Below are 20,211 nucleotides of genomic sequence, written 5' to 3'. Positions count from 1 at the left end.
CCGTGGCTCGTTCATTGATCCGTTTGTTGAACGATATTGAGCAGCAGAAAAGTGGCGTGGCAACAGCTCCTGCTCTTGTACCACTCAAAATCCCTGTAACCGGTGAGCAGTTGGCTTTGGCAGTTTGATGCTGGCATTCAGCAGATCTGTTTTAAAGGCATCTGTTGTTGCTGGCTGGAGGCCACTTCAGCCACCACCTGTCCGACATAAATCAGTGTGGGTGATTTAAATTGTTCACTCACAATCCGAGTGTGCATATCAGCCAGGGTGCAACGCAGCTGGCGCTGGTTATGGTGAGTGCCTCGTTCCACCAGTAACACTGGCCAGTCACCCGGCAAGCCGTGGTGTTGCAATTTTGCACTGATCGTAGCGGCCATGCTCAGCCCCATGTAAAACACCAGAGTTTCATCCTGATGTGCCAGATCGGCCCAGTTGATGGGTCGGTCATCACAGGAGTGGGCAGTAATCAGGCGCAGGCGTGGTGCCTTGCCGCGCTCGGTTAATGAAAAACCGCACTGTGCAGCACAACCGGCTGCGGCTGTGATGCCGGGGATAATCTGCCAACCGATACCGGCCTGATCCAACGCGGTAATTTCTTCGGTCAGACGACCAAATATCAGTGGATCGCCTCCTTTTAATCGCACCACCTGCAAACCCTGCCGAGCCAGATCAACCAGCAACTGGCAGATGGCCTGCTGCGGCATGGAGTGTTGTCCCTTGCGTTTGCCCACATAAATGCGTCGGGTGTTGGTTGCCAGTTCAGCCATGAGTTCATCACTGACCAGTGCGTCATAAACCACTACATCTGCGGCCTCCAGCAAACGCCATGCCTTGCGGGTGATCAGTTCCGGGTCGCCGGGGCCGGCTCCCACCAGTGCCACCTGTCCTGTAGGTTTTTCTGTGATTGGCCAGTCAAGTAACAGCATGACAATCCTCCTGCTCCAGCAGAGCTTTGATTTCGGGTATACAGGAACCACAGTTGGTACCACAGCTGAGTTTTTTACCCAGCGCTTCAACACTGTTACAGCCATCCTGAATGGCTTGTTGTATCTGCCGATCACTGATCTGAAAACAAGAACAGATCTGCTGTCCAGCGGTGTTATCTGATACCTGCAACAACCGGCGGCGCTGTTCAGTGGTGAGACTGGACTGACCAAACTGCTGGTCAATTTTTTCCAGCTCGGCAGGCGGTTTATCGGGGCTGACACACAAGAGCCACTGGAGTGCATCCTGCTGCAGTACCGCCGCCTGGAGTTCCTGCTGTCTTGGGTGTTGCAGCAGCAGCTGGGGTTTTTGTTGCAGATGTTGCAGGCACCAGTCACTCCAGTTATCAACGGCTTCCAGTCCAGCCAGACGATAAGCCGTGCAGTGTTGCAAAGGGATACGAACCCAGTAGTCACCGGGTGGTTTGCTTAATTCATGACGTGTTACCAACAGTGCCTGCCAGCGTGTGTTGAGGGGCTGGATCGACACACAACCGTGTTTGGATTCAGGCTGACCGGAAACAGGGTCGACCACCTGTTGTATCAGGCTGTTGCACAGGCCTTGATGGCTGAAAGCACGATTCCAGTGCATCGGCACAAACACTTCACCGCGTCGTTGTGCCGTGGTGATCTGTACCCGCGCCAGATACTTGCCCTGTGGATTGCTCAGTTGTGCCAATCCCTGATCCTTGAGTTGCAAACTTGCAGCATCATCCGGATGAATTTCCACAAAAGGCTCACTACGATGCAGCAGCAGGTGCGGCGCGCGCCCAGTGCGGGTCATGGTGTGCCACTGGTCACGGATACGTCCGGTATTCAGGCGCAGAGGGTAGTCCTTGTTGGTAATCTGCTCCGGTGGGCGGGCGGTGATGGCAACAAAACGGGCTTTGTTGCTGGCTGTGAAAAAGTGACCATCAGCAAACAGGCGGGGTGTACCCAAGGGTGTGGAAACACGCACCGGCCATTGCACCGGTTGTAATTGATCATAAGCCTCATCACTCAGCTGGCTGAGGGCACTAATATCAAAACAGCGACTGCCGTTGTTCTCAAAACCGGATAAGGCGGCGTGTTCACGAAAGATAGCCGCAGGGTGTGGGTAGTGAAATGCCTGTTGATACCCCAGACGCTGAGCCAGCTGACAAATAATATCCCAGTCATGACGGGCTTCACCCGGTGGAGGTAAAAATCCACGTTGGCGTGATATACGGCGCTCGGAGCTGGTTACGGTGCCATTTTTTTCGCCCCAGCTGCTGGCAGGAAAAACAATATCAGCCAGTTGCAGGGTATCGGTGTTTTGTACTGCCTCGGAGACCATCACCAGCTCACACTGGCTCAGTGCGCGGTGCACAAAAGAGCTATCCGGCAGGCTGACCAGCGGATTGGTGCCCATGATCCAGACGGCTTTGATTTCACCTCGCTCCATTGCCTGAAACAGCTCGACTGCTTTGTATCCGGGTTGCTGGCTGATATTGCTGGCTTGCCAGAAGCGTGCAACACGATCCACATCCTGCGGATTGTCAAAATCCATGTGAGCAGCCAGCTGATTGGCTAATCCACCCACTTCGCGTCCACCCATGGCATTGGGTTGTCCGGTCAGTGAGAAGGGCGTACTGCCGGGTTTGCCAATGCGTCCAGTTGCCAGATGGCAATTGATGATGGCATTAACCTTGTCACTGCCACTGCTGGATTGATTGATACCCTGAGAAAAAAGAGTGACGGTTCTGGGTGTGGCAGTAAACCAGTCAAAAAACAGCTGCAGGTCAGCTTCGGGTAGGTCACAGGCCTGTGCCACCTGCTGCAGATGGCTGGCTTCATCCAGTGCACTCAGCAGTGCTGCAGTTAAACCTTCGGTATGTTCACTGACAAAAGCGTGATCCAGTTGCTGATGTTCAGCCAGATGCACCAGTAGGGCATTAAATAATAACGCATCAGTACCGGGTCGTAACGGCAGGTGCAGGTCGGCCAGCTCACAAGAGGCGGTACGGCGTGGATCAATCACCACCAGCTTGGCATTTGGGCGTGCCAGTTTGGCGGCCTGTATGCGTTGATACAACACTGGGTGGTTCCAGGCTGCGTTGGAGCCAACCAGAATCAGCAGATCGGCCTGTTCCAGATCTTCATAACAACCGGGTACTGCATCAGTACCAAATGCCCGTTTATGCCCAACCACGGTGGAGGCCATACAAAGACGTGAGTTGGTATCAACATGACTACTGCCAATAAAACCTTTCATCAATTTGTTGGCAACATAATAGTCTTCCGTGAGCAGCTGGCCGGAAAGATAAAAAGCCACTGAGCCGGGTCCATGTTGTTCAATCAGTTGTTGCAACCGATCCGCCGCCGTTTGTAATGCCTGATCCCAACTGGTGCGTTGCCCATCCACCGAGGGATAAAGCACCCGCCCTTTGTGCCCCAGTGTTTGTGGCAGGCTGCTGCCTTTGATACAAAGGCGACCAAGATTGGACGGGTGGCTGGCATCTCCGGAAACAGCCAACAACTGGCCGTTGCTGGTGTGCGCCTGAATACCACAACCCACCCCGCAATAAGGGCAGGTGGTACAGGTAGTGGATGTTGAAGTGGGAGTAGTGGTGTTCATGGTTTAGCTCTCCTGCTGCAAGTCATGCAGGGTTATATCCACCAGTGCCAATAAGGCATCGATGGTTTCACTGGCCTGACGAAAGTAGTCAGGGGCAGAAATGTTGATCTGGCTGTTGAGTAGCAGTTGATCATTAATACAGGTCAGCAGTTGCTGAACCTGCTGCTGGCAGATGTTGAGCAGTCCGGCTGCCTGAGGTGACTGATTGGGGAATCCCGGTTGTAAATCACTAAAAGCCATTTCGGATAACAAACGGATCTTGTGATACAAAAACTTCATACGAATCCGCTGTTCCGGGCTGCTGTGCCGTGTTGCAGCCATCCCAGTTCCCAGTGCTCTGGCTTGTCCAGCCCATTCAGCGGTTTGCAGCACTTCACGCCAGATCACCGGTAACCAGTACAAATCCTTGCGGTTATTACTCAGATCAGCTGCAAGTGCCAGATCCTCAAACAGAAAAATGCTGTTACGAATTAATAGGTGGTGTTGTTGCAGGTTGTTTTTGGCATCCAGCGTACGACCCTGACCTAAGCGTGACCAGTGATCAGCCAAAGCTTGCCAGCCGTTTGAGTGACGGGTGGGCAACAACAAAGCTTTGTTAAGGAGTTGATCCAGCTCGCGACGGGTGTGGCTGAGCTGATCACGCAGGCTGACATCACCACAGAGCACACCATTACTGAGGCCACGGTGCCGCTGAAAACCACCAATCAGCTGGCGCAAGACCAGCAACTGTGCCAGATAATCCTGACGTTGTTGTTTTAGCTGCTTGTGATGCCGATGTTGTAATAACAGCAACAGCAAAAATACAGCCAGAACAATCAATGCATAACTCACTGGATGCATCATCATGAATCCTTGTCTGCGGTCAGATGTGCCAGATGGTGTGCCACGGTGCGTGCCTGATCGGCTGCTTGCAAATTACTGGTATTACCTTCCCGTACCTGATCAGCCAGTTGTGCAATTTCTGCTGCGGCAGCACTCTGCTGTCCGGTGCTAACAGCCACCTGAACCACCTGCTCCGTTAATATCCGGGTTTGTTGCAGGGCACGATCCAGATCACTGCGCACCTGTTCTGAGTCCGCCACACTACGACTGGCTTGCTGGCTGAACTCTTGCATCTGTTTGCCCGTGGACTGAATCTGCTGCTGCACTTCAGCAATAATCTGGTTGATACGGGTGGAGGAATTTAAGCTGTGTTGTGCCAGCTGGCGTACTTCATCAGCGACCACGGCAAACCCACGCCCTGCATCACCGGCTCTGGCTGCTTCTATGGCGGCATTTAATGCCAGCAGATTGGTTTGATCGGCCAGATGACCTATGGCGGTGGATACTTCACTGATGGTGCGTGAGCTGTCCTGTAATGCCTGCATCCTTTGATTGGCAGCCTGAGCTTCCCTGGCCATGTGATTGAGCTGATCCATCAGCAGGGTTAATTGCTGACTGCTTTGTTCAACCCGCTTGCCTGCTTCAATACTGGCCTCGCGGGAGGAAGTGGCCAGTTCTGCAACCTGCAGAATGCTGACGTTCAGCTCTTCCACGGCAGCAGCGGTGGTATTGGCGGACTGACTTTGTTGCTCGGCATTACGGGTCACCAGAATGGCACTCTGCTCCAGCTCTTGTGAGGCATGGGAAATTTCATCCAGCTTCTGTTGCAGGAGTTGTTGCTGGCGCTGGGATTGGCGGTAGTCCTGCTGCAGATCCTGCAAGGTTGTTTGCATCGGCAGCAGTCGCCGACTCAACCCCAGCCAGTTCAGCAGTAGCACAACAGGGTAAAAAAACCTGCTCATCTGTTTTCTCCGCGTTGCCAAAAAAAAAGCCCGCAGCGACTGTGTGTTGCACAGTGGCTGCGGGCGACGTTGCCCCAGGTGGGTACCTGAACTGCTCAAAATGTAAAACCTTCTGGGATAAAGCCTCGCAAGAACAGTGCCAGAGTTGGCCGCCAACTTGATTTATGTCAATTTCAGGCTGGTGGAACAAGACTTGCAAAGTCCTGATTGAATTCATTCACACAGGGATCAAGGCATCATGCAAGACAAGGCCAGGCCTTCTGCGCAGGACTTTCTGCTGGCAGCCAAACACTGTGAGATACAGGGGCTCGAACACCTCGGACAGACCTGTGAGCTGGTGGGGTATGTCAGCCGTCTGGTTCATGCACTACAGAAAGAAAGAGGACTATCCAATGTTTTTCTTGCCTCGCAAGGAAGCCATTTCAGTGCACAGCGCCTCGAACAGGTGCAGGAATCGACTGAATTTGATAATCAGCTGCGGGATTTTTTCCGGCAACTGGAGCTGCAACACTGCCAGGTAGCAGGCAACGTGCGTCAGTTCAGCCGCATTGCAACGGTGTTGTACGGGTTGGATGGCCTGTCCGGGTTACGTCAGGGTATCCAGCAACAGCAACTGAGTTCCCATCAAGCTACCGAAGTATTCACTCGTCTGATTGGTGGTCTGCTGGCCGTGGTGTTTGAAGCAGCGGATACCTCGGTTGATCCGGATCTGACCCGGCTGCTGGTTGCCATGTTCAACTTCATGCAGGGTAAGGAACTAGCGGGTCAGGAGCGCGCCTGGGGGGCACGCGGGTTTGCAGCGGGGCACTTTGATTGCGGTGATCAGCAACGCCTGCAGCTGCTGGTGGAAGGGCAGGAGCGGTGTTTTGATATCTTCAACAACTTTGGTGGAGAGCAGGCACTGTTGCTCTGGCAACGGCTGATCAACGGCAAGGCTCATGAAGAGTTGCTGCGCCTGCGGCAGGTTGTTGGCCGTGCAGAACCAGATCAGGCAGTGCCTTCAGCATTCAGTGAAGTCTGGTATGAAGTGGCAACCGCACGTATTGATGTCATGAAACAGATAGAAGACCAGCTGTCTGCAGAACTCAAGGCCTTGTCCGAGACACGGGTGCTGGCTGCCAGAGCGGATCTCAGAAACCACCAGCAACTGCTGAGCAAGTTAGCAGAACAGCCGGATAGTGTTGAAGCACCACCAGCCTTCTGGGTGGATGGTCAGATGACTGGGGTGGGACGCTCATTATGTGAGTTGGTGCAGGCACAGGCACAACGCCTGCAACAAATGGGTGATCAGTTGCAGGATGCACGCAAGGCACTGAATGAACGCAAACTGATAGAAAAAGCCAAGGGTTTGTTGATGCAGCACCGTCAGTTAACAGAAGAGCAGGCTTGGCGACAACTGCGCCAAACGGCCATGGATCAGAATCGGCGTTTGGTGGAAGTAGCCGAGCGGGTTATCAGTACTGTGGAGCTGTTACATGGCTCAAAAAATGCCCGTTAATGTTTCACTTTGTTGTTTGCTGCACTGCAAAAGTGCTTTTTGGGTGCATCAGCAGGCCGCAGTTTTTTACTCAGATGAAAGAACAATAAGCCCGACTTTAGGCACGCCCAGAGCATTTTGATAAAACTGGCACACTTACTGCAGTAACCTGTTCAGTAACAGGCAGACCTTCGGGTCACTTTTGAACAAAGATTAACGGACAACGGCGTCCACTTCCCTCTGCACAGCAGAAACCGGAAGTGACGCCGTTTTTTTTTATGCCAAACGAGGTGCTGAAGATGAATAAACATTTTGCCAAAGCCCTGATGCTGGGCAGTGTACTGCTCAGTGGAAATTTACTGGCACTGGGAATGCCGGAGAAAGAAGAGCTGAAATTCGGCTTTATCAAGCTGACAGACATGGCACCACTGGCTATTGCTGCTGAACAAGGTTTTTTTGAAGACGAAGGTTTGTATGTTCAGTTGGAAGCCCAAGCCAACTGGAAGGTACTGCTGGATCGGGTGATTGACGGTCAGTTGGATGGTGCCCACATGCTGGCAGGTCAACCTCTGGGAGCCACTGTTGGTTTTGGTACTGAGGCTCACATTGTCACCGCTTTTACTATGGATCTGAATGGTAATGCCTGTACTGTTTCCAACGAGGTTTGGGAAGCCATCAAACCGACATTACCAACCGTAGATGGCAAACCGGTACATCCAATCAGTGCCAAACATCTGAAACCGGTGATTGAAAGTCACAAGGATCGTGGTCAGAGCTTCAATCTGGGCATGGTGTTTCCTGTCTCCACGCATAACTATGAACTGCGTTACTGGCTAGCTGCCGGTGGTATCAATCCCGGGCTTTATGCTCCACAGCGAGGTGACACATCAGGTCAGCAGGGTGCTGATGTACTGATTTCGGTAACCCCGCCACCACAGATGCCCGCCACACTGGAAGCAGGCACCATCAACGGTTACTGCGTGGGTGAACCCTGGAACCAACAGGCCGTATTTCGAGGTATTGGTGTACCACTGATTACTGACTATGACATCCGTAACAATGTTGCAGAAAAGGTTTTTGGGGTCAGTAATGACTGGGCTGAGCAGTATCCCAATACTCACTTGCGTGTTGTTCGGGCATTAATTCGTGCCGGGTACTGGCTGGATGAGAATAATAATGCCAATCGCAAGGAAGCAGCCCGAATTATTTCGCAGCCCTACTATGTGGGTGCTGATTATGAAGTGATTGCTAACAGCATGACCGGGATTTTTGAGTTTGAAAAAGGAGATGTACGCCCGGCTCCGGATTTTAATGTGTTCTTCCGCTATCACGCCACCTACCCCTACTACTCAGATGCAGTCTGGTATCTGACACAGATGCGCCGCTGGGGGCAAATCCCGGATTACAAACCGGATCAATGGTACTCGGACATGGCACGTAAGGTATTCCGTCCGGATGTTTACCGTCAGGCTGCTGAATCCCTGATTGCTGACGGGCTGATGAAAGCTGAAGATTTTCCGGACTTTGCCAATGAATCAGGTTTCCGCCCGGTGGATGCAACCCGTTTTATCGACGACAAACCCTTTGATGCCCGCCAACCCAATGCCTATCTGGAGCAGTTCAGTATCGGACTGCACGGTAAACAGACACCTTGAGTCAACTGAGTAACGGAGAGATGACCATGACAGCAGTTTTACTTCGCCTGAAACAGGCAAATCCGGCTCGCTGGTCGGGTTTGGAGTGGAAACAGCGAATTGCCGGATTTTTATTACCAATCCTTGGAATATTGATCTTTCTGGTTATTTGGCAGGTCGGAGCACAGCAGATCAATACTTCACTGGGTACTTTTCCGGGGCCGGTTCAGGTTCAGCAGCAATGGACCGGGCTGCTGGCTGAGCACCAGCGGGAACAGGAACGTCGGACGGCTTTTTTTGAGCGGCAAGAGGAGCGTAATGCTGCACTGTTAAAAGCGGATCCTGAAGCAGAGGTACGCTGGCGTGACTACAGTGGCCGCCCCACTTTTTTTGACCAGATTATTACCAGCCTGTGGACGGTGCTCAGTGGTTTTGCCCTGGCCAGCTTGATTGCTATCCCTCTGGGTATTCTGATTGGTCTTAATTATCAGGTTTATCAAGCCATCAATCCGTTGATTCAGCTATTCAAACCGATTTCTCCGCTGGCCTGGCTGCCGCTGGTGACCTTGGTTGTTAGTGCCGTTTATGTCAGCAATGACCCGATGTTCTCCCGCTCCTTTCTGGTGTCCATGTTTACCGTGACACTCTGTTCACTGTGGCCAACTCTGGTGAATACCAGTGTGGGTGTCAGCAACGTCAGTAAGGATTTGCAGAATGTCAGCAAGGTGTTGCGTCTGGGTTGGTTCACGCATATCCGCACCATTGTTATTCCCTCTGCCATTCCGATGATGTTCACCGGGTTACGCCTGAGCCTTGGTATTGCATGGATGGTGCTGATTGCTGCTGAAATGCTGGCGCAAAGTCCGGGGCTGGGCAAGTTTGTCTGGGATGAGTTCCAGAATGGTTCATCCGATTCTTTGGGTCGCATCTGTGTTGCGGTGCTGGTAATCGGTCTGATTGGTTTCCTGCTGGATCGCAGTGTACTGCTGCTGCAAAGCTGGGTGAACTGGGATAAATCCGCCATTGTGCGCTGAACGGGAGGACAAAATCATGAATCAGAAACATCTGGAACTGACAGGAGTTGGCATCGAGTTCCCAACACCAAGGGGATCTTTCTGTGCCTTGCAACAGGTTAACTTGTCGATCAACAAAGGTGAGTTTGTCAGTCTTATTGGTCACTCGGGCTGTGGTAAATCCACTGTGCTGAATATTGTGGCTGGTCTTTACAAGGCCACCAACGGTGGTGTGCTGCTGAATAACCGGGAGGTGGATGAGCCGGGTCCAGAACGAGCCGTAGTGTTTCAGAATCATTCCCTGCTGCCTTGGATGACGGCTTATCAGAATGTAGAGCTGGCTGTAAAACAGGTGTTCCGGGGTAAAAAATCACGTACCGAAATGCGCGAATGGATTGAGCATAATCTGGCGCTGGTTCACATGACTCATGCACTGCACAAACGCCCGGATGAATTATCTGGGGGTATGAAACAACGAGTAGGTATAGCCCGCGCACTGGCCATGGAGCCACAGGTGCTGCTAATGGATGAACCTTTTGGAGCACTGGATGCACTGACGCGTGCCCACCTGCAGGACTCACTGATGGATATTCAGGCGGAGCTGAAAAATACCGTGATCATGATTACCCATGATGTGGATGAAGCGGTGCTCTTGTCTGACCGAATAGTGATGATGACCAATGGCCCGGCAGCCACCATCGGTGAAATTTTAGAAGTGAACCTGCCAAGACCCCGCAATCGTATTGCACTGGCAGACAACGCTGAATACAACCGTTACCGCCACCAGGTGCTGAGTTTCCTGTACGAAAAACAGCGCAAGGTGGAAGACTTGGAAGCACGCCGCGAGCCGCCTAAAAATACCCAAGTGGCTGATGACTCCAAAGCGCTGGCCTGAGGTGAATCAAATGAAAAAACAACTGGTTGTTGTGGGCAGTGGCATGGTTGGTCAGCATTTTGTTGAACAGCTACTGGCGCACCCGGAGGCACAAGACTGGCAGATTACCGTGCTGGGTGAAGAACGCCATGCAGCTTATGACCGTGTGCACCTGTCAGAATATTTTGAGCGTGGCAGGGCCGAAGATCTGCTGATGGCGGATGCTGACTTTTATGCCATAAACGGAGTGGATTTGCATCTGGGTGAACCGGTGACAGCCTTGCTGCCGGATGAGCACAAGGTGTTAACCACTCAGGGTGAATATTGTTATGACCGGCTGGTGCTGGCGACCGGCTCTTACCCCTTTGTGCCACCGATTGAAGGGCGAGATCAGCCTGATTGTTTTGTATACCGCACACTGGATGATCTGGATGCCATACGTGCTAGTGCTACAAAAGCTCGCAGTGGTGTGGTGGTGGGCGGTGGGCTATTGGGACTGGAAGCAGCCAATGCCCTGCAGAAGTTGGGGCTGAAGGCTGAAGTGGTGGAGTTTGCACCCCGCTTGATGCCGGTACAGCTGGATGCCGAGGCAGGTGCACTGTTACGCCGTAAGATTGAGGCGTTGGGTGTGCAGGTGCATACCGAAAAAGCCACTAGCCGGATTATAACTGGCGAACAACAGCGGCTGCGTATGTGTTTCAGTGATGACACCTGGCTGGAAACCGATCTGATCGTGTTTTCTGCCGGAATTCGACCCCAGGATCAACTGGCGCGTGAAGCCGGACTGCAACTGGGTGAGCGGGGCGGTATCACTGTGAATGATCATTGTTGCACCAGTGATGCCGCCATTTATGCCATAGGTGAATGTGCTGTCTGGCAGGATCGGCATTTTGGACTGGTGGCACCGGGTTACAGCATGGCACGGGCAGCCGTGGCGGATCTGGTCGGGCAGGCCAGTGTGAAATTCCAGGGTGCGGACATGTCCACCAAACTCAAGTTGCTGGGTGTGGATGTGGGTTCTATTGGGGATGCCCATGCCACCACACCGGGTGCTTTGAGTTACCGTTATCAGAATGAAATTGACGGCATCTACAGCAAAATGGTGGTTTCAGAGGATGGACGCCGGTTACTGGGTGCCATTCTGGTGGGTGACAATGCCTGTTACGACACACTGCTGCAGTATGCCCTGAATGATATGGAATTGCCGGAGCACCCTGAATCCCTGATGTTACCTGCAACTGAAGGTGCAGCGCCGGGACTGAGTGTTGATGCCCTGCCGGATACCGCCAGTATTTGCTCCTGCCACAATGTCACCAAGGGTGATATTCAGGAGGCGATGAATGATGGTGCTGTCACCCTGGCAGATGTAAAAGCCGTGACCAAAGCGGCTACAGGCTGTGGTGGTTGTTCAGCCATGTTAAAAAATGTGCTGGACAGCGAGCTGGAAAAACGCGGTGTAGTGGTGGATCGCTCCATCTGTGAACACTTTGCTTTTACCCGGCAGGAGTTGTTTCACCTAGTGCAGGTGGAGGGTATTCGTACCTTTGAAGCCCTGTTGCATAAACACGGCAAGGGTGGTGGTTGTGAAGTCTGCAAACCGGCAGTGGCTTCAATTTTAGCCAGTTGCTGGAATGAACATGTGTTGGAACCGGCACATGTGGCACTGCAGGACACCAACGATACCTTTATGGCCAACATGCAAAAGAACGGGACTTATTCGGTAGTGCCGCGTATTCCCGGTGGTGAAATCACCCCGGACATGCTGCTGGTGATTGGTCAGGTGGGTAAAAAATACAACCTCTACACCAAAATCACTGGTGGACAGCGCATTGATCTGTTTGGTGCTACGCTGGATGAACTGCCACTGATCTGGGAAGAATTAATTGCTGCCGGTTTTGAAACCGGTCACGCCTACGGTAAATCTCTGCGTACGGTGAAATCCTGTGTTGGCAACACCTGGTGTCGTTATGGTGTGCAGGACAGTGTCAGCATGGCGATTTATCTGGAGAACCGTTACAAGGGGTTGCGTTCACCGCACAAAATCAAGATGGCGGTTTCCGGTTGTACCCGTGAGTGTGCAGAAGCCCAGAGTAAAGACATCGGGGTGATTGCCACCGAAAAAGGCTGGAACCTTTTTGTTTGTGGTAATGGTGGCATGCGCCCACGCCATGCGGATCTGTTTGCCACGGATCTGAATGATGAACAGCTGGTGCAGACCATTGATCGAGTGCTGATGTTTTATGTACGTACTGCGGATCGCCTGCAACGCACCTCGGTATGGCTGGAGAACCTGCACGGTGGACTGGCCTATTTAAAAGAAGTGGTGCAGGAAGACAGTCTGGGTATTGGTGCTGAACTGGAAACCCAAATGCAGCAGGTGGTGGACACCTACCAGTGTGAATGGAAAACAGCCCTTAATGACCCACAGAAACGCAAGCGTTTCCGTAGTTATGTGAATGCTGACGAACCACGTCGTGCCCGGATTCAGATGATTGAAGAACGAGGGCAGCGGATACCGGCGCGTGAAGTTGTGGTCGAGGAGGAGGTGTCATGAATACAACCCAGACCCTGATGGAAGCCCGCTGGCACAAAGTTTGCAAGATTGATGATCTGGTTGCTGAGTCGGGTGTGGCGGTCTTAATACATCCGGCAATTGGTTCTGCACAGTCCGTAGCACTCTTCTGGTTACCGGAGCTGCAACCGGAAGTTTATGCCCTGGCACATCTTGATCCGCTGAGCGGAGTCGAAGTGCTGGCTCACGGCCTGTTGTGTGAGAGTGGGGGTGACTGGTCGGTGGCTTCCCCCCTTTACAAACACCATTACCGTCTTACTGATGGTGTTTGTCTGGAGCAGCCCGGTATCAAGGCACAAACCTGGCCGGTGAAGTTGGATGGGCAGGAGGTTTGTTTGTTCTACTAATAACAATAAGACAAATAGAGGAAGAAATGGACAAGCTGGCAGAACGAATTGTGGCCTATATGCCTTTTGTACAGCGCTGCAGGCAGGAGTTCCAGGAGTTGGGTGTCTGGTGGTCAAGAGTGGCATTAACCGGCAAGATCAACAGCCGTGGCATTGCTTCCAACCTGCTGGATAATATGGAACAGACCAAGCAGCGTTTTGAATCCTTGCAGCAACAGTTGATCAGTAATCTGGTTAAGGAGAAACAAAGCAAGTTGTCGCAGGAGCTGGGTGCCCGAGCCCAGATGACTATCGACCTGCTGATCCGTAATCTCTTTGAGCGTACTGCTGATGTCGGTTTTCTGGCCACGGATCAGGCCATCCGGGATTTTATGCAGGAGCCGACACCAGCAGGCAGGGAGGCATTACATACCCGCTTGCAGGCTTATGTTGCCAAATACAGCGTTTATGATGATCTGCTGTTGCTGGCGCCGGATGGCAGGGTCTGCCTGCAACTGCAGGCTGATCAAGGGTTGCAGCAATCCAGTGACCCACTGATTCAGGCTGTAAGCAGCCAGCCCCGTCAATGGCAGGAAGTTTTCCGTCAATCCGATCTGCAGCCCCATAAAAAAACGGCTCACTTGTTTGCCTGCAGCATCCACCTTAGTGATGATCCCGGCTCACCCTTGCTGGGTGTGTTGTGCTTGAGTTTTGACTTTGCCACCGAGATCACCACCCTTTTCCATCAGTTTGCCGAGCCGGGTCAGTTGCTGGTACTCCTTGATGACAAAGATCGGATTGTGGCCAGTAACAATCCTGAAGAACTACCTGTCGGGCAACTGCTAAAAGCTCAGTTATGCCCCGGTTTATACCTGTTGCCCTATCAGAATGACCAGTATCTGGCGCGCAGTGTGATCACCAAGGGTTATGAGGGTTATTACGGCCTGCCTTGGGTGATGCACATCATGCAGCCCGTAAAACAATCCTTTGAAGAAGCAACCCCGCAGGGTAATCATGATGGAGATCTTGCAGCTGGACATCCTGATAACTCACTGGGCAAGATCCGTATTCAGGCTGTACAGATTACCGATGATCTGAGCCTAGCTGTACTAAATGGTCAGATACTGGCTGCTCGGCAACAGGCGGTGGAGTTTGTGCCGGTACTGAATGAAATTCGTGGCATCGGGTTGCAGACTCAGAATGTATTCCAGCGCTCCATAACAACCCTGCAACAAACCATTGCTGAATCCCAGTGTTCGGATGTGCGTTTCCGGGCTTATACCGCAATGGATATCATGGATCGTAATCTTTATGAACGCGCCAACGATGTACGCTGGTGGGCGCTGACTCACAGTTTTCGTGAGGCGCTGGCCAAGGGGCAAACGGATAGCCATACCCGGCAGCAACTGACAGCAACACTGGAGTACATCAACCGGTTATACACGGTGTACACCAGCCTGCTGCTGTTTGACGCTGAAGGACAGGTACTGGCAACCTCTTCACCCGATCATCATGAGTGGATCGGCAGGCAGGTGCCCCCCGCACTAATGCCTGCTTTACAGGTTCCCCACTCCCAGGCTTATGCCGTAACCCCATTTGAGCCTTCCCCTCTTTATGATGATCGGCCAACCTACATTTATCTCAGCTCCATCATGGCACTGGATTCAAACCGTTGTGTGGGTGGATTAGCCATTGTTTTTGACAGTGAACCTCAGTTTCGACAAATGCTGATTGACTCCTTGCCGCAGGATTCTGAAGGCAAGGTGCTGGATGGATGCTGGGGTGTGTTCAGTGATCTGAAAGGTTGTGTGCTGGCTTCTACCAGCGCTGAATACACCGTTGGCAGTCGGCTTAAACCTCATGTGTCCTTGGACAGTCTGGATAAAGACGCACAAGGCATTAACCTGCAGCGGGATAAAATTTCCTGCGCTGTTGGTTATGCTCGTTCGAGGGGATACCGGGAGTACAAAGTCAGTGATGGTTACAACAATGATCTGCTGGCACAGATTTTTGTGACCTGCTGAGCCTTCTTCCGGCTCAGCAGGTCAGAGGATCAGACTTTGAAGCGACCCACCCGATCCAGCAGTTTCTGAGACATGCTGGTCAGTTCCTGGCTGGATGAGGCCATTTGACTGGACTCACTGGCAACACTGCTGGAGAGGTCGTTCAGGTGTAAAACCTGCTGGTTGATGCTATCCACGGCGGCACTTTGTTCTTCCGAGGCGGCAGCAATCTGCTGGTTCATTTCCTGAATGGACAGGATTTCTTGCAGGATTCCCTGCAGAGCCTGTCCGGCAGAGCTGGAGGTTTCTGCGGCATCTTCTGCTTTGCTGACACCCTGTTGCATGATTTTAACTGCACGCCCTGCTACCTGTTGCAGCTGTTCTACAATGCTCTGGATCTGGCTGGTGGAATCCTGAGTGCGTTGTGACAAGGTGCGCACCTCATCCGCGACCACTGCAAAACCACGACCGGCCTCACCAGCACGGGCGGCCTCAATGGCGGCGTTCAAAGCCAGCAGATTGGTTTGTTCTGCAATACCACGAATCACTTCCAGTACTGTATCCACATTACGGCTGTCTTCGGCCAGCTGGTTGATAACTTCACCGGCCTCATTCATGTCCTGAGCCAGCAGTCGTGCTTCTTCAATGTTGCGGTTAATAATCTGCTGGCTGGCTTCAGATTCATTGGCGGCCTGAGCAGAAGACTCAGTGGCTTGTACCGTGCGGCTGGTGACTTCTTCAACACTGGCAAGGATCTGGGTCATGGCACTGGCTACTTCGGCGGCTGCCTGTTTTTGATCTGTCAGGTTGCGATCCATGGACTGCACAGAGCTGGCCTGTTGTGAAGAGGCAGTAGCCAAGTGGTGAGCCACATCTTTAACACTTTGCATAATCTCCTGAATGGAGTTGATGAAGGTGTTGAAGTGGATAGACAACTCAGTCAGCTCGCGGCTGCCCTGTACTTGCAGACGCTGGGTCAAGTCACCTTCACCACGGGACAGGCTTTTCATAGCTTCAACTGTGGCATTCAGAGGCTGGGTGATGCTGCGAATAAAAAACGCCAGAATGATCGACAGAATGACAAGAATAATAGCGGTTGTGGTGATGGATTGGATTTCTGAGGTGGTGATGTCTTCCTGCAGGGCTTCCATATTCAGACCGGAACCCAGTGTCCACTGCCAGGGTGCAAAATAACCGGCATAACTGGTTTTTGGATCCAGCTGTTCCTTGTTTTGTGCATTGGGCCATTTGTAATCAACAAAACCACCACCATCACGGGCAGCCTGATAAATATCACGGACAAAATATTTGCCAGTGGGGTCTTGCAGACCGGTGATGTTGCGTCCGATTAATGCAGTCACAGCATTGGCGATTGAAATGCCATCCTTGTCACCAACAAAAATGTAATTGCCATTATCAAAACGCAGGGCAGAGACAGCAGCCAGTGCCTGTTTTTTGGCTTCTTCTTCTGTCAGCAGACCTTGCTGGCTTAGCTGGTGGTAGTGACTGATCAGGTTTTCAGCACTTTCCACCAGAAAAACCACCCCTTTTTCATAACTGTTACGCAGATGCCCACGTGCCTTGTAAGCATCCAGTAGGGTGCTTGCAATCAGCCCTACGGCAAAAAGCCCGAGGATCATCCAGGCGCGCGCGGCAATGGATATGCTGCTGAAGTTGGAGTTCATGGTGTTTCCTCTGAGATAAAATGTTTTATTAAAATCTTGGGTCAGTTGTAAGGGCCGGTCATACAACGTCCGGCAAGCATTTTTTGATGCTGTTGATGCAGCTTTTTTAATTTTTGGGTCACTGCTGATCCATAAGTCGAAGTAGGCGGTGTTTGCTCCAGTTCGTGGATAATTTCTCCCAGTTCATTCAGCAGGGTTTCGGACTCGATGGCCTCTGCGTTGGACTCTTGATCTTCTGGCAGTTGTCCCTGTTGTTGTAAGCGTTTTTTGGCGGCAATTTTGAAGATGTTCATGACTGATCATCCAGATCCAGTTGATAGATGTTGACGCGGTTTAATGCGCAGTCGGGTAGGTAAATCTTGTTGTCTCGCAGATGCATCAGATAAGGCATCCACAACTGTCCCTTATCTGGGTCAGCACCAAAACCGACAAAGCTGTCAATAAACTGCCCCCGGTCGTCAAAAATCTTGATGGCACGGTTCACCAGATCGGAAACAATCAGATGGCCTTGTTGCCAGGCTAGGCTGGTAGGCAGCAGAAAATGAGCAGAGTTGCTTGAATAGCCCGGCTCACCAAAGCTATAGCGCCATTTGCCGCGCTGATCAAACACCTGTATCCGGTGATTAAACTGGTCAGCAACATAACACTGTCCGTTTTCATCCAAGGTGATGTCTGAAGGGGTATTAAACTCACCATCACCTTCACCGGCTTTACCAAAAACTTCCACCAGCCCGGCAATACCACTAGGAGTTAAGCGCCAGCGGGCAATACGATGGTTACCCGAGTCAGCAATCAGGATGTCGTTATTGAGTGGATCGATGGCAAGACCCTGAGGGTTTTTTAATTGCCAGGGCAGGGAGCCGTAAGATCCAAAAACACGGTAAGGCACTAGATCATCCAGCAGTGGATGGTATTGGTAAATGGTGACCAGACTGGTCAAATAATTACAGACCACCAGCAAGGGAACCTTGTGATCCAGTTGCCCGGCTAGGCGTTGGCTGGTTTTCAGGGTAGTGATACCCAGCGATCCGGGTAACAGTGGTGAGCTGACTGGGCGGGCGCTGTCTGGCTGCTGACAGGCTGTGGTCTGTAACTGATAATTACCGGAGTCCACCAGCCACAGCAGATTTTCCGGGTGACTCAAACCATCACCCAGCATCAGCCGCCACCAGCTTTGTTGCCAGCGGGATAACCATTCTGTCTGCCAGCTCAGTGCCATGTTCAACCAAGAAGGTAGCGCTGGAGTCTGCCAGTGTTGTGCAAGGTTTTGCTGTTGTTGTTCCAGCCAATGACGCAGGGTTGCTGCCTGTATCAGAGGTGGCGCTGTTGCGGTGGCCGGTAACCCGCCAGCGGCAGCAGAAACAAAATGGAACTGCCCCGGTTGATCCCGATCATCCCCGACTGTGTTCAGCACTTGGCTGTAACGTGTGGCTCCACCTGTGACCTGTTGCAGGTCGATACGGTGCAGTTGTAAGGATGCCAGAATGGGTTCGGTGATCAGCAGGCATCCGGGCAGAGAAGATTCAGTGATCTGGATCGGCGCAAAAAAGCCTTTTAAGCGCCCTTGATGATAACCATCCAGTGAATAAATGGAGATGGCGTTGGTTTCACCGCCGGGTATCAGCAGTCGGTTTTGTACACAGGAGACATCTCGTGTCAGTTGCAGACCTTCAATATAAGTTTTACCAGTGGCGGCAAAAGGCACTGCCTGCCCTTGCCAGTTACAACGCACCACGGTATTAAAACCTGTGTTGGCAATGTAGATGTTGCCGCTGGAATCCAGCGTCAGACCCTGAGGCCACAGCAGCTTGATGTCATCCTGCGGTTGATCAACCTGCTGAATGGAGGTTATCTGATCAATGAAGTGACCTTCTTCATCAAAAACAACTAGACGACTTTCGCCATCCTTACCTTCATAAAATTCATCTGCAACACATATTTTCTGTTGATAAAAAACAATGCCGTTGGGACCGGTTAGATGAACTGGAGCAGTATTACCAAAGGTATATAAACAACTGATATGCAGCGCTTGGTTGTATTCAAGTAATTGAATGCGGGCATTACCCATATCAGTGACATAAATCCAAGGTTTATCTGGGTGAGCCAACAGGCGAAAAGGCATATTGAACTGCCCCGGTGCTTGGCCGATGCAACCGTAACAAGCCAGCAATTGTTGCAGGTTGGCATCCATTACCAGCAGGCGGTTGTGGGCAGTATCCGCAAGCCACACACGACCATAGTGGTCAACACAGCTGCCGACCGGGGTATTTAGTGACAGATGACCAGCTGCCCGAGTCGGTAGGGATGGAAGATGGTCAAGCGTTTTACCAATATATGAAATATAGGAAATCACCTGAGCCTCCGGGGCTGATCAAGATTAGATTTAAGTATTAATAAAGCATGATATACCGAAAACGTAAAATACAAATGACAAAGCAGATGGATTTAACAAAAAATAACACCCGAAAATACTTTGTTGCAGTGCAAAAAAAGCCCCTTACAAGAAGGGGCTAATTAAAAGTGGTTTTTTTAATTAATCTTCTGCGTCGTCTAGGCTGTGGGTTTCCACTTCGATATCCAATACATTGCAGGAACCTGGGCGCAGTACCAGCACCCCGTACTCTTCAATGTGGTCGTTTTCGTCTTCTTGGCTGCCGACTTCAATGGATAGACTATTGCCTTTCAGGTGTTCGGGGTTGATCAGCAGGGTGGCAGGTAACCCCTGATCCCAGTTGATCTGGATTTCGGTCAGATCGGGCAGATCAATGACCTGTCCGTCTGGGGTGACACCCTGCAGGCGTGGCAGCTGAGTCATGTGTTATCTCCTGTAAAGGCGGGAATAAAACATCAAGCATACACCTTGCAGTCATAACATGGCGAATTTACTGAAAGCCTGCTGGGGCTTCATCACTTGGCCAGAGAACTTGTTGTGTTTCTCCGCGCTGTAATACTAAGCTGGAACCTTCCACCTGTTTGGCAAAGTGTTTTAGGTGGGAAACATCTGCTGCCAGCATGTGAGCAGTCATTAAACCGTTGACTGGTGCTTCCAGTGCTGCAATGGATACTCCGACAAAAGAAAAGAAACGGCGAACTCCAAAACGGTCATCCGCGTAGATACCACCTGCAGCTCGATCAGTTTCGTTGTAAAACTCCAGTGAGTGTTGGGAGAAATCGTGTAACACTTTTAACATGCGCTCTTGCCAGTCTGGGCTACGACAGATGGCAACAAAGTCATCACCACCTATGTGGCCAATAAAATCATCA

The 20,211-nt window shown here is 51.7% G+C and carries 15 protein-coding genes and 1 pseudogene; 7 read left to right on the top strand and 9 right to left on the bottom strand.

Going from position 1 to position 20,211, the window contains the following annotated elements; genetic code table 11:
- Positions 1 to 137: 137 nt before the first annotated feature.
- Genes cobA through IBX50_RS09000 form a run of 4 tightly spaced genes read right to left on the bottom strand, consistent with a single transcriptional unit; the run spans position 138 to position 5,363 of the window.
- Positions 138 to 926, bottom strand: a complete 789-nt coding sequence (gene cobA / locus IBX50_RS09015) for a uroporphyrinogen-III C-methyltransferase (RefSeq protein WP_292255181.1) — start codon at positions 924 to 926, stop codon at positions 138 to 140.
- A complete protein-coding gene (locus IBX50_RS09010; protein WP_292255179.1) occupies positions 913 to 3,579 on the bottom strand; it encodes a nitrate reductase in 2,667 nt (888 codons plus the stop codon). The genes cobA and IBX50_RS09010 overlap by 14 nt, the downstream gene beginning before the upstream one ends.
- A 3-nt stretch (positions 3,580 to 3,582) precedes the next feature.
- Positions 3,583 to 4,422, bottom strand: coding sequence for a nitrate- and nitrite sensing domain-containing protein (locus IBX50_RS09005; protein WP_292255177.1), 840 nt, complete (start codon positions 4,420 to 4,422; stop codon positions 3,583 to 3,585).
- Positions 4,422 to 5,363, bottom strand: coding sequence for a methyl-accepting chemotaxis protein (locus IBX50_RS09000; protein WP_292255176.1), 942 nt, complete (start codon positions 5,361 to 5,363; stop codon positions 4,422 to 4,424). The genes IBX50_RS09005 and IBX50_RS09000 overlap by 1 nt, the downstream gene beginning before the upstream one ends.
- A 238-nt stretch (positions 5,364 to 5,601) precedes the next feature.
- Between IBX50_RS09000 and IBX50_RS08995 the strand changes: the two genes are divergently transcribed.
- The 7 genes from IBX50_RS08995 to IBX50_RS08965 all read left to right on the top strand — a co-directional run bounded on the left by IBX50_RS08995 (position 5,602) and on the right by IBX50_RS08965 (position 15,283).
- The gene (locus tag IBX50_RS08995; protein ID WP_292255174.1) at positions 5,602 to 6,861 is read left to right on the top strand and encodes a nitrate regulatory protein; all 1,260 of its coding nucleotides are present in this window, start codon (positions 5,602 to 5,604) and stop codon (positions 6,859 to 6,861) included.
- Between the two features lie 305 nt (positions 6,862 to 7,166).
- On the top strand, positions 7,167 to 8,495 hold the full coding sequence (locus tag IBX50_RS08990; RefSeq protein ID WP_292255183.1) for a CmpA/NrtA family ABC transporter substrate-binding protein: 1,329 nt from the start codon (positions 7,167 to 7,169) through the stop codon (positions 8,493 to 8,495).
- Between the two features lie 26 nt (positions 8,496 to 8,521).
- A complete protein-coding gene (locus IBX50_RS08985; RefSeq protein WP_292255173.1) occupies positions 8,522 to 9,508 on the top strand; it encodes an ABC transporter permease in 987 nt (328 codons plus the stop codon).
- Between the two features lie 16 nt (positions 9,509 to 9,524).
- On the top strand, positions 9,525 to 10,382 hold the full coding sequence (locus IBX50_RS08980; RefSeq protein WP_292255172.1) for an ABC transporter ATP-binding protein: 858 nt from the start codon (positions 9,525 to 9,527) through the stop codon (positions 10,380 to 10,382).
- 10 nt (positions 10,383 to 10,392) lie between these two features.
- A complete protein-coding gene (gene nirB / locus IBX50_RS08975; RefSeq protein ID WP_292255170.1) occupies positions 10,393 to 12,915 on the top strand; it encodes a nitrite reductase large subunit NirB in 2,523 nt (840 codons plus the stop codon).
- Positions 12,912 to 13,280 carry a nitrite reductase small subunit NirD gene (gene nirD, locus IBX50_RS08970; protein WP_292255168.1) on the top strand — a complete coding sequence of 123 codons (369 nt, stop codon included), beginning with the start codon at positions 12,912 to 12,914 and terminating at the stop codon, positions 13,278 to 13,280. The genes nirB and nirD overlap by 4 nt, the downstream gene beginning before the upstream one ends.
- Positions 13,281 to 13,306: 26 nt before the next feature.
- Entirely contained in the window at positions 13,307 to 15,283 is a 1,977-nt protein-coding gene (locus tag IBX50_RS08965; protein ID WP_292255166.1) for a hypothetical protein, read from the top strand.
- 29 nt (positions 15,284 to 15,312) lie between these two features.
- Here IBX50_RS08965 and IBX50_RS08960 read toward each other — a convergent pair whose 3' ends face one another.
- From IBX50_RS08960 to IBX50_RS08940, 5 genes and pseudogenes are all read right to left on the bottom strand, one after another.
- Positions 15,313 to 16,947, bottom strand: a complete 1,635-nt coding sequence (locus tag IBX50_RS08960; RefSeq protein ID WP_292255165.1) for a methyl-accepting chemotaxis protein — start codon at positions 16,945 to 16,947, stop codon at positions 15,313 to 15,315.
- A 41-nt stretch (positions 16,948 to 16,988) separates the two neighbouring features.
- A complete protein-coding gene (locus IBX50_RS08955) occupies positions 16,989 to 17,240 on the bottom strand; it encodes a hypothetical protein (protein ID WP_292255164.1) in 252 nt (83 codons plus the stop codon).
- Complete coding sequence (locus IBX50_RS08950; protein ID WP_292255162.1) at positions 17,237 to 19,300, bottom strand: hypothetical protein; 2,064 nt, start codon at positions 19,298 to 19,300, stop codon at positions 17,237 to 17,239. The genes IBX50_RS08955 and IBX50_RS08950 overlap by 4 nt, the downstream gene beginning before the upstream one ends.
- Before the next feature lie 180 nt (positions 19,301 to 19,480).
- Positions 19,481 to 19,762, bottom strand: a complete 282-nt coding sequence (locus IBX50_RS08945; RefSeq protein WP_292255161.1) for a hypothetical protein — start codon at positions 19,760 to 19,762, stop codon at positions 19,481 to 19,483.
- Positions 19,763 to 19,829: 67 nt separating this feature from the next.
- A pseudogene (locus IBX50_RS08940) lies at positions 19,830 to 20,211 on the bottom strand (hypothetical protein); the annotation flags it as partial.

It is taken from the genome of Marinospirillum sp., from assembly GCF_014859565.1.
The sequence above is the reverse complement of the archived record's forward strand: the minus strand, read 5'-3'. Positions and strand labels throughout refer to the sequence as shown.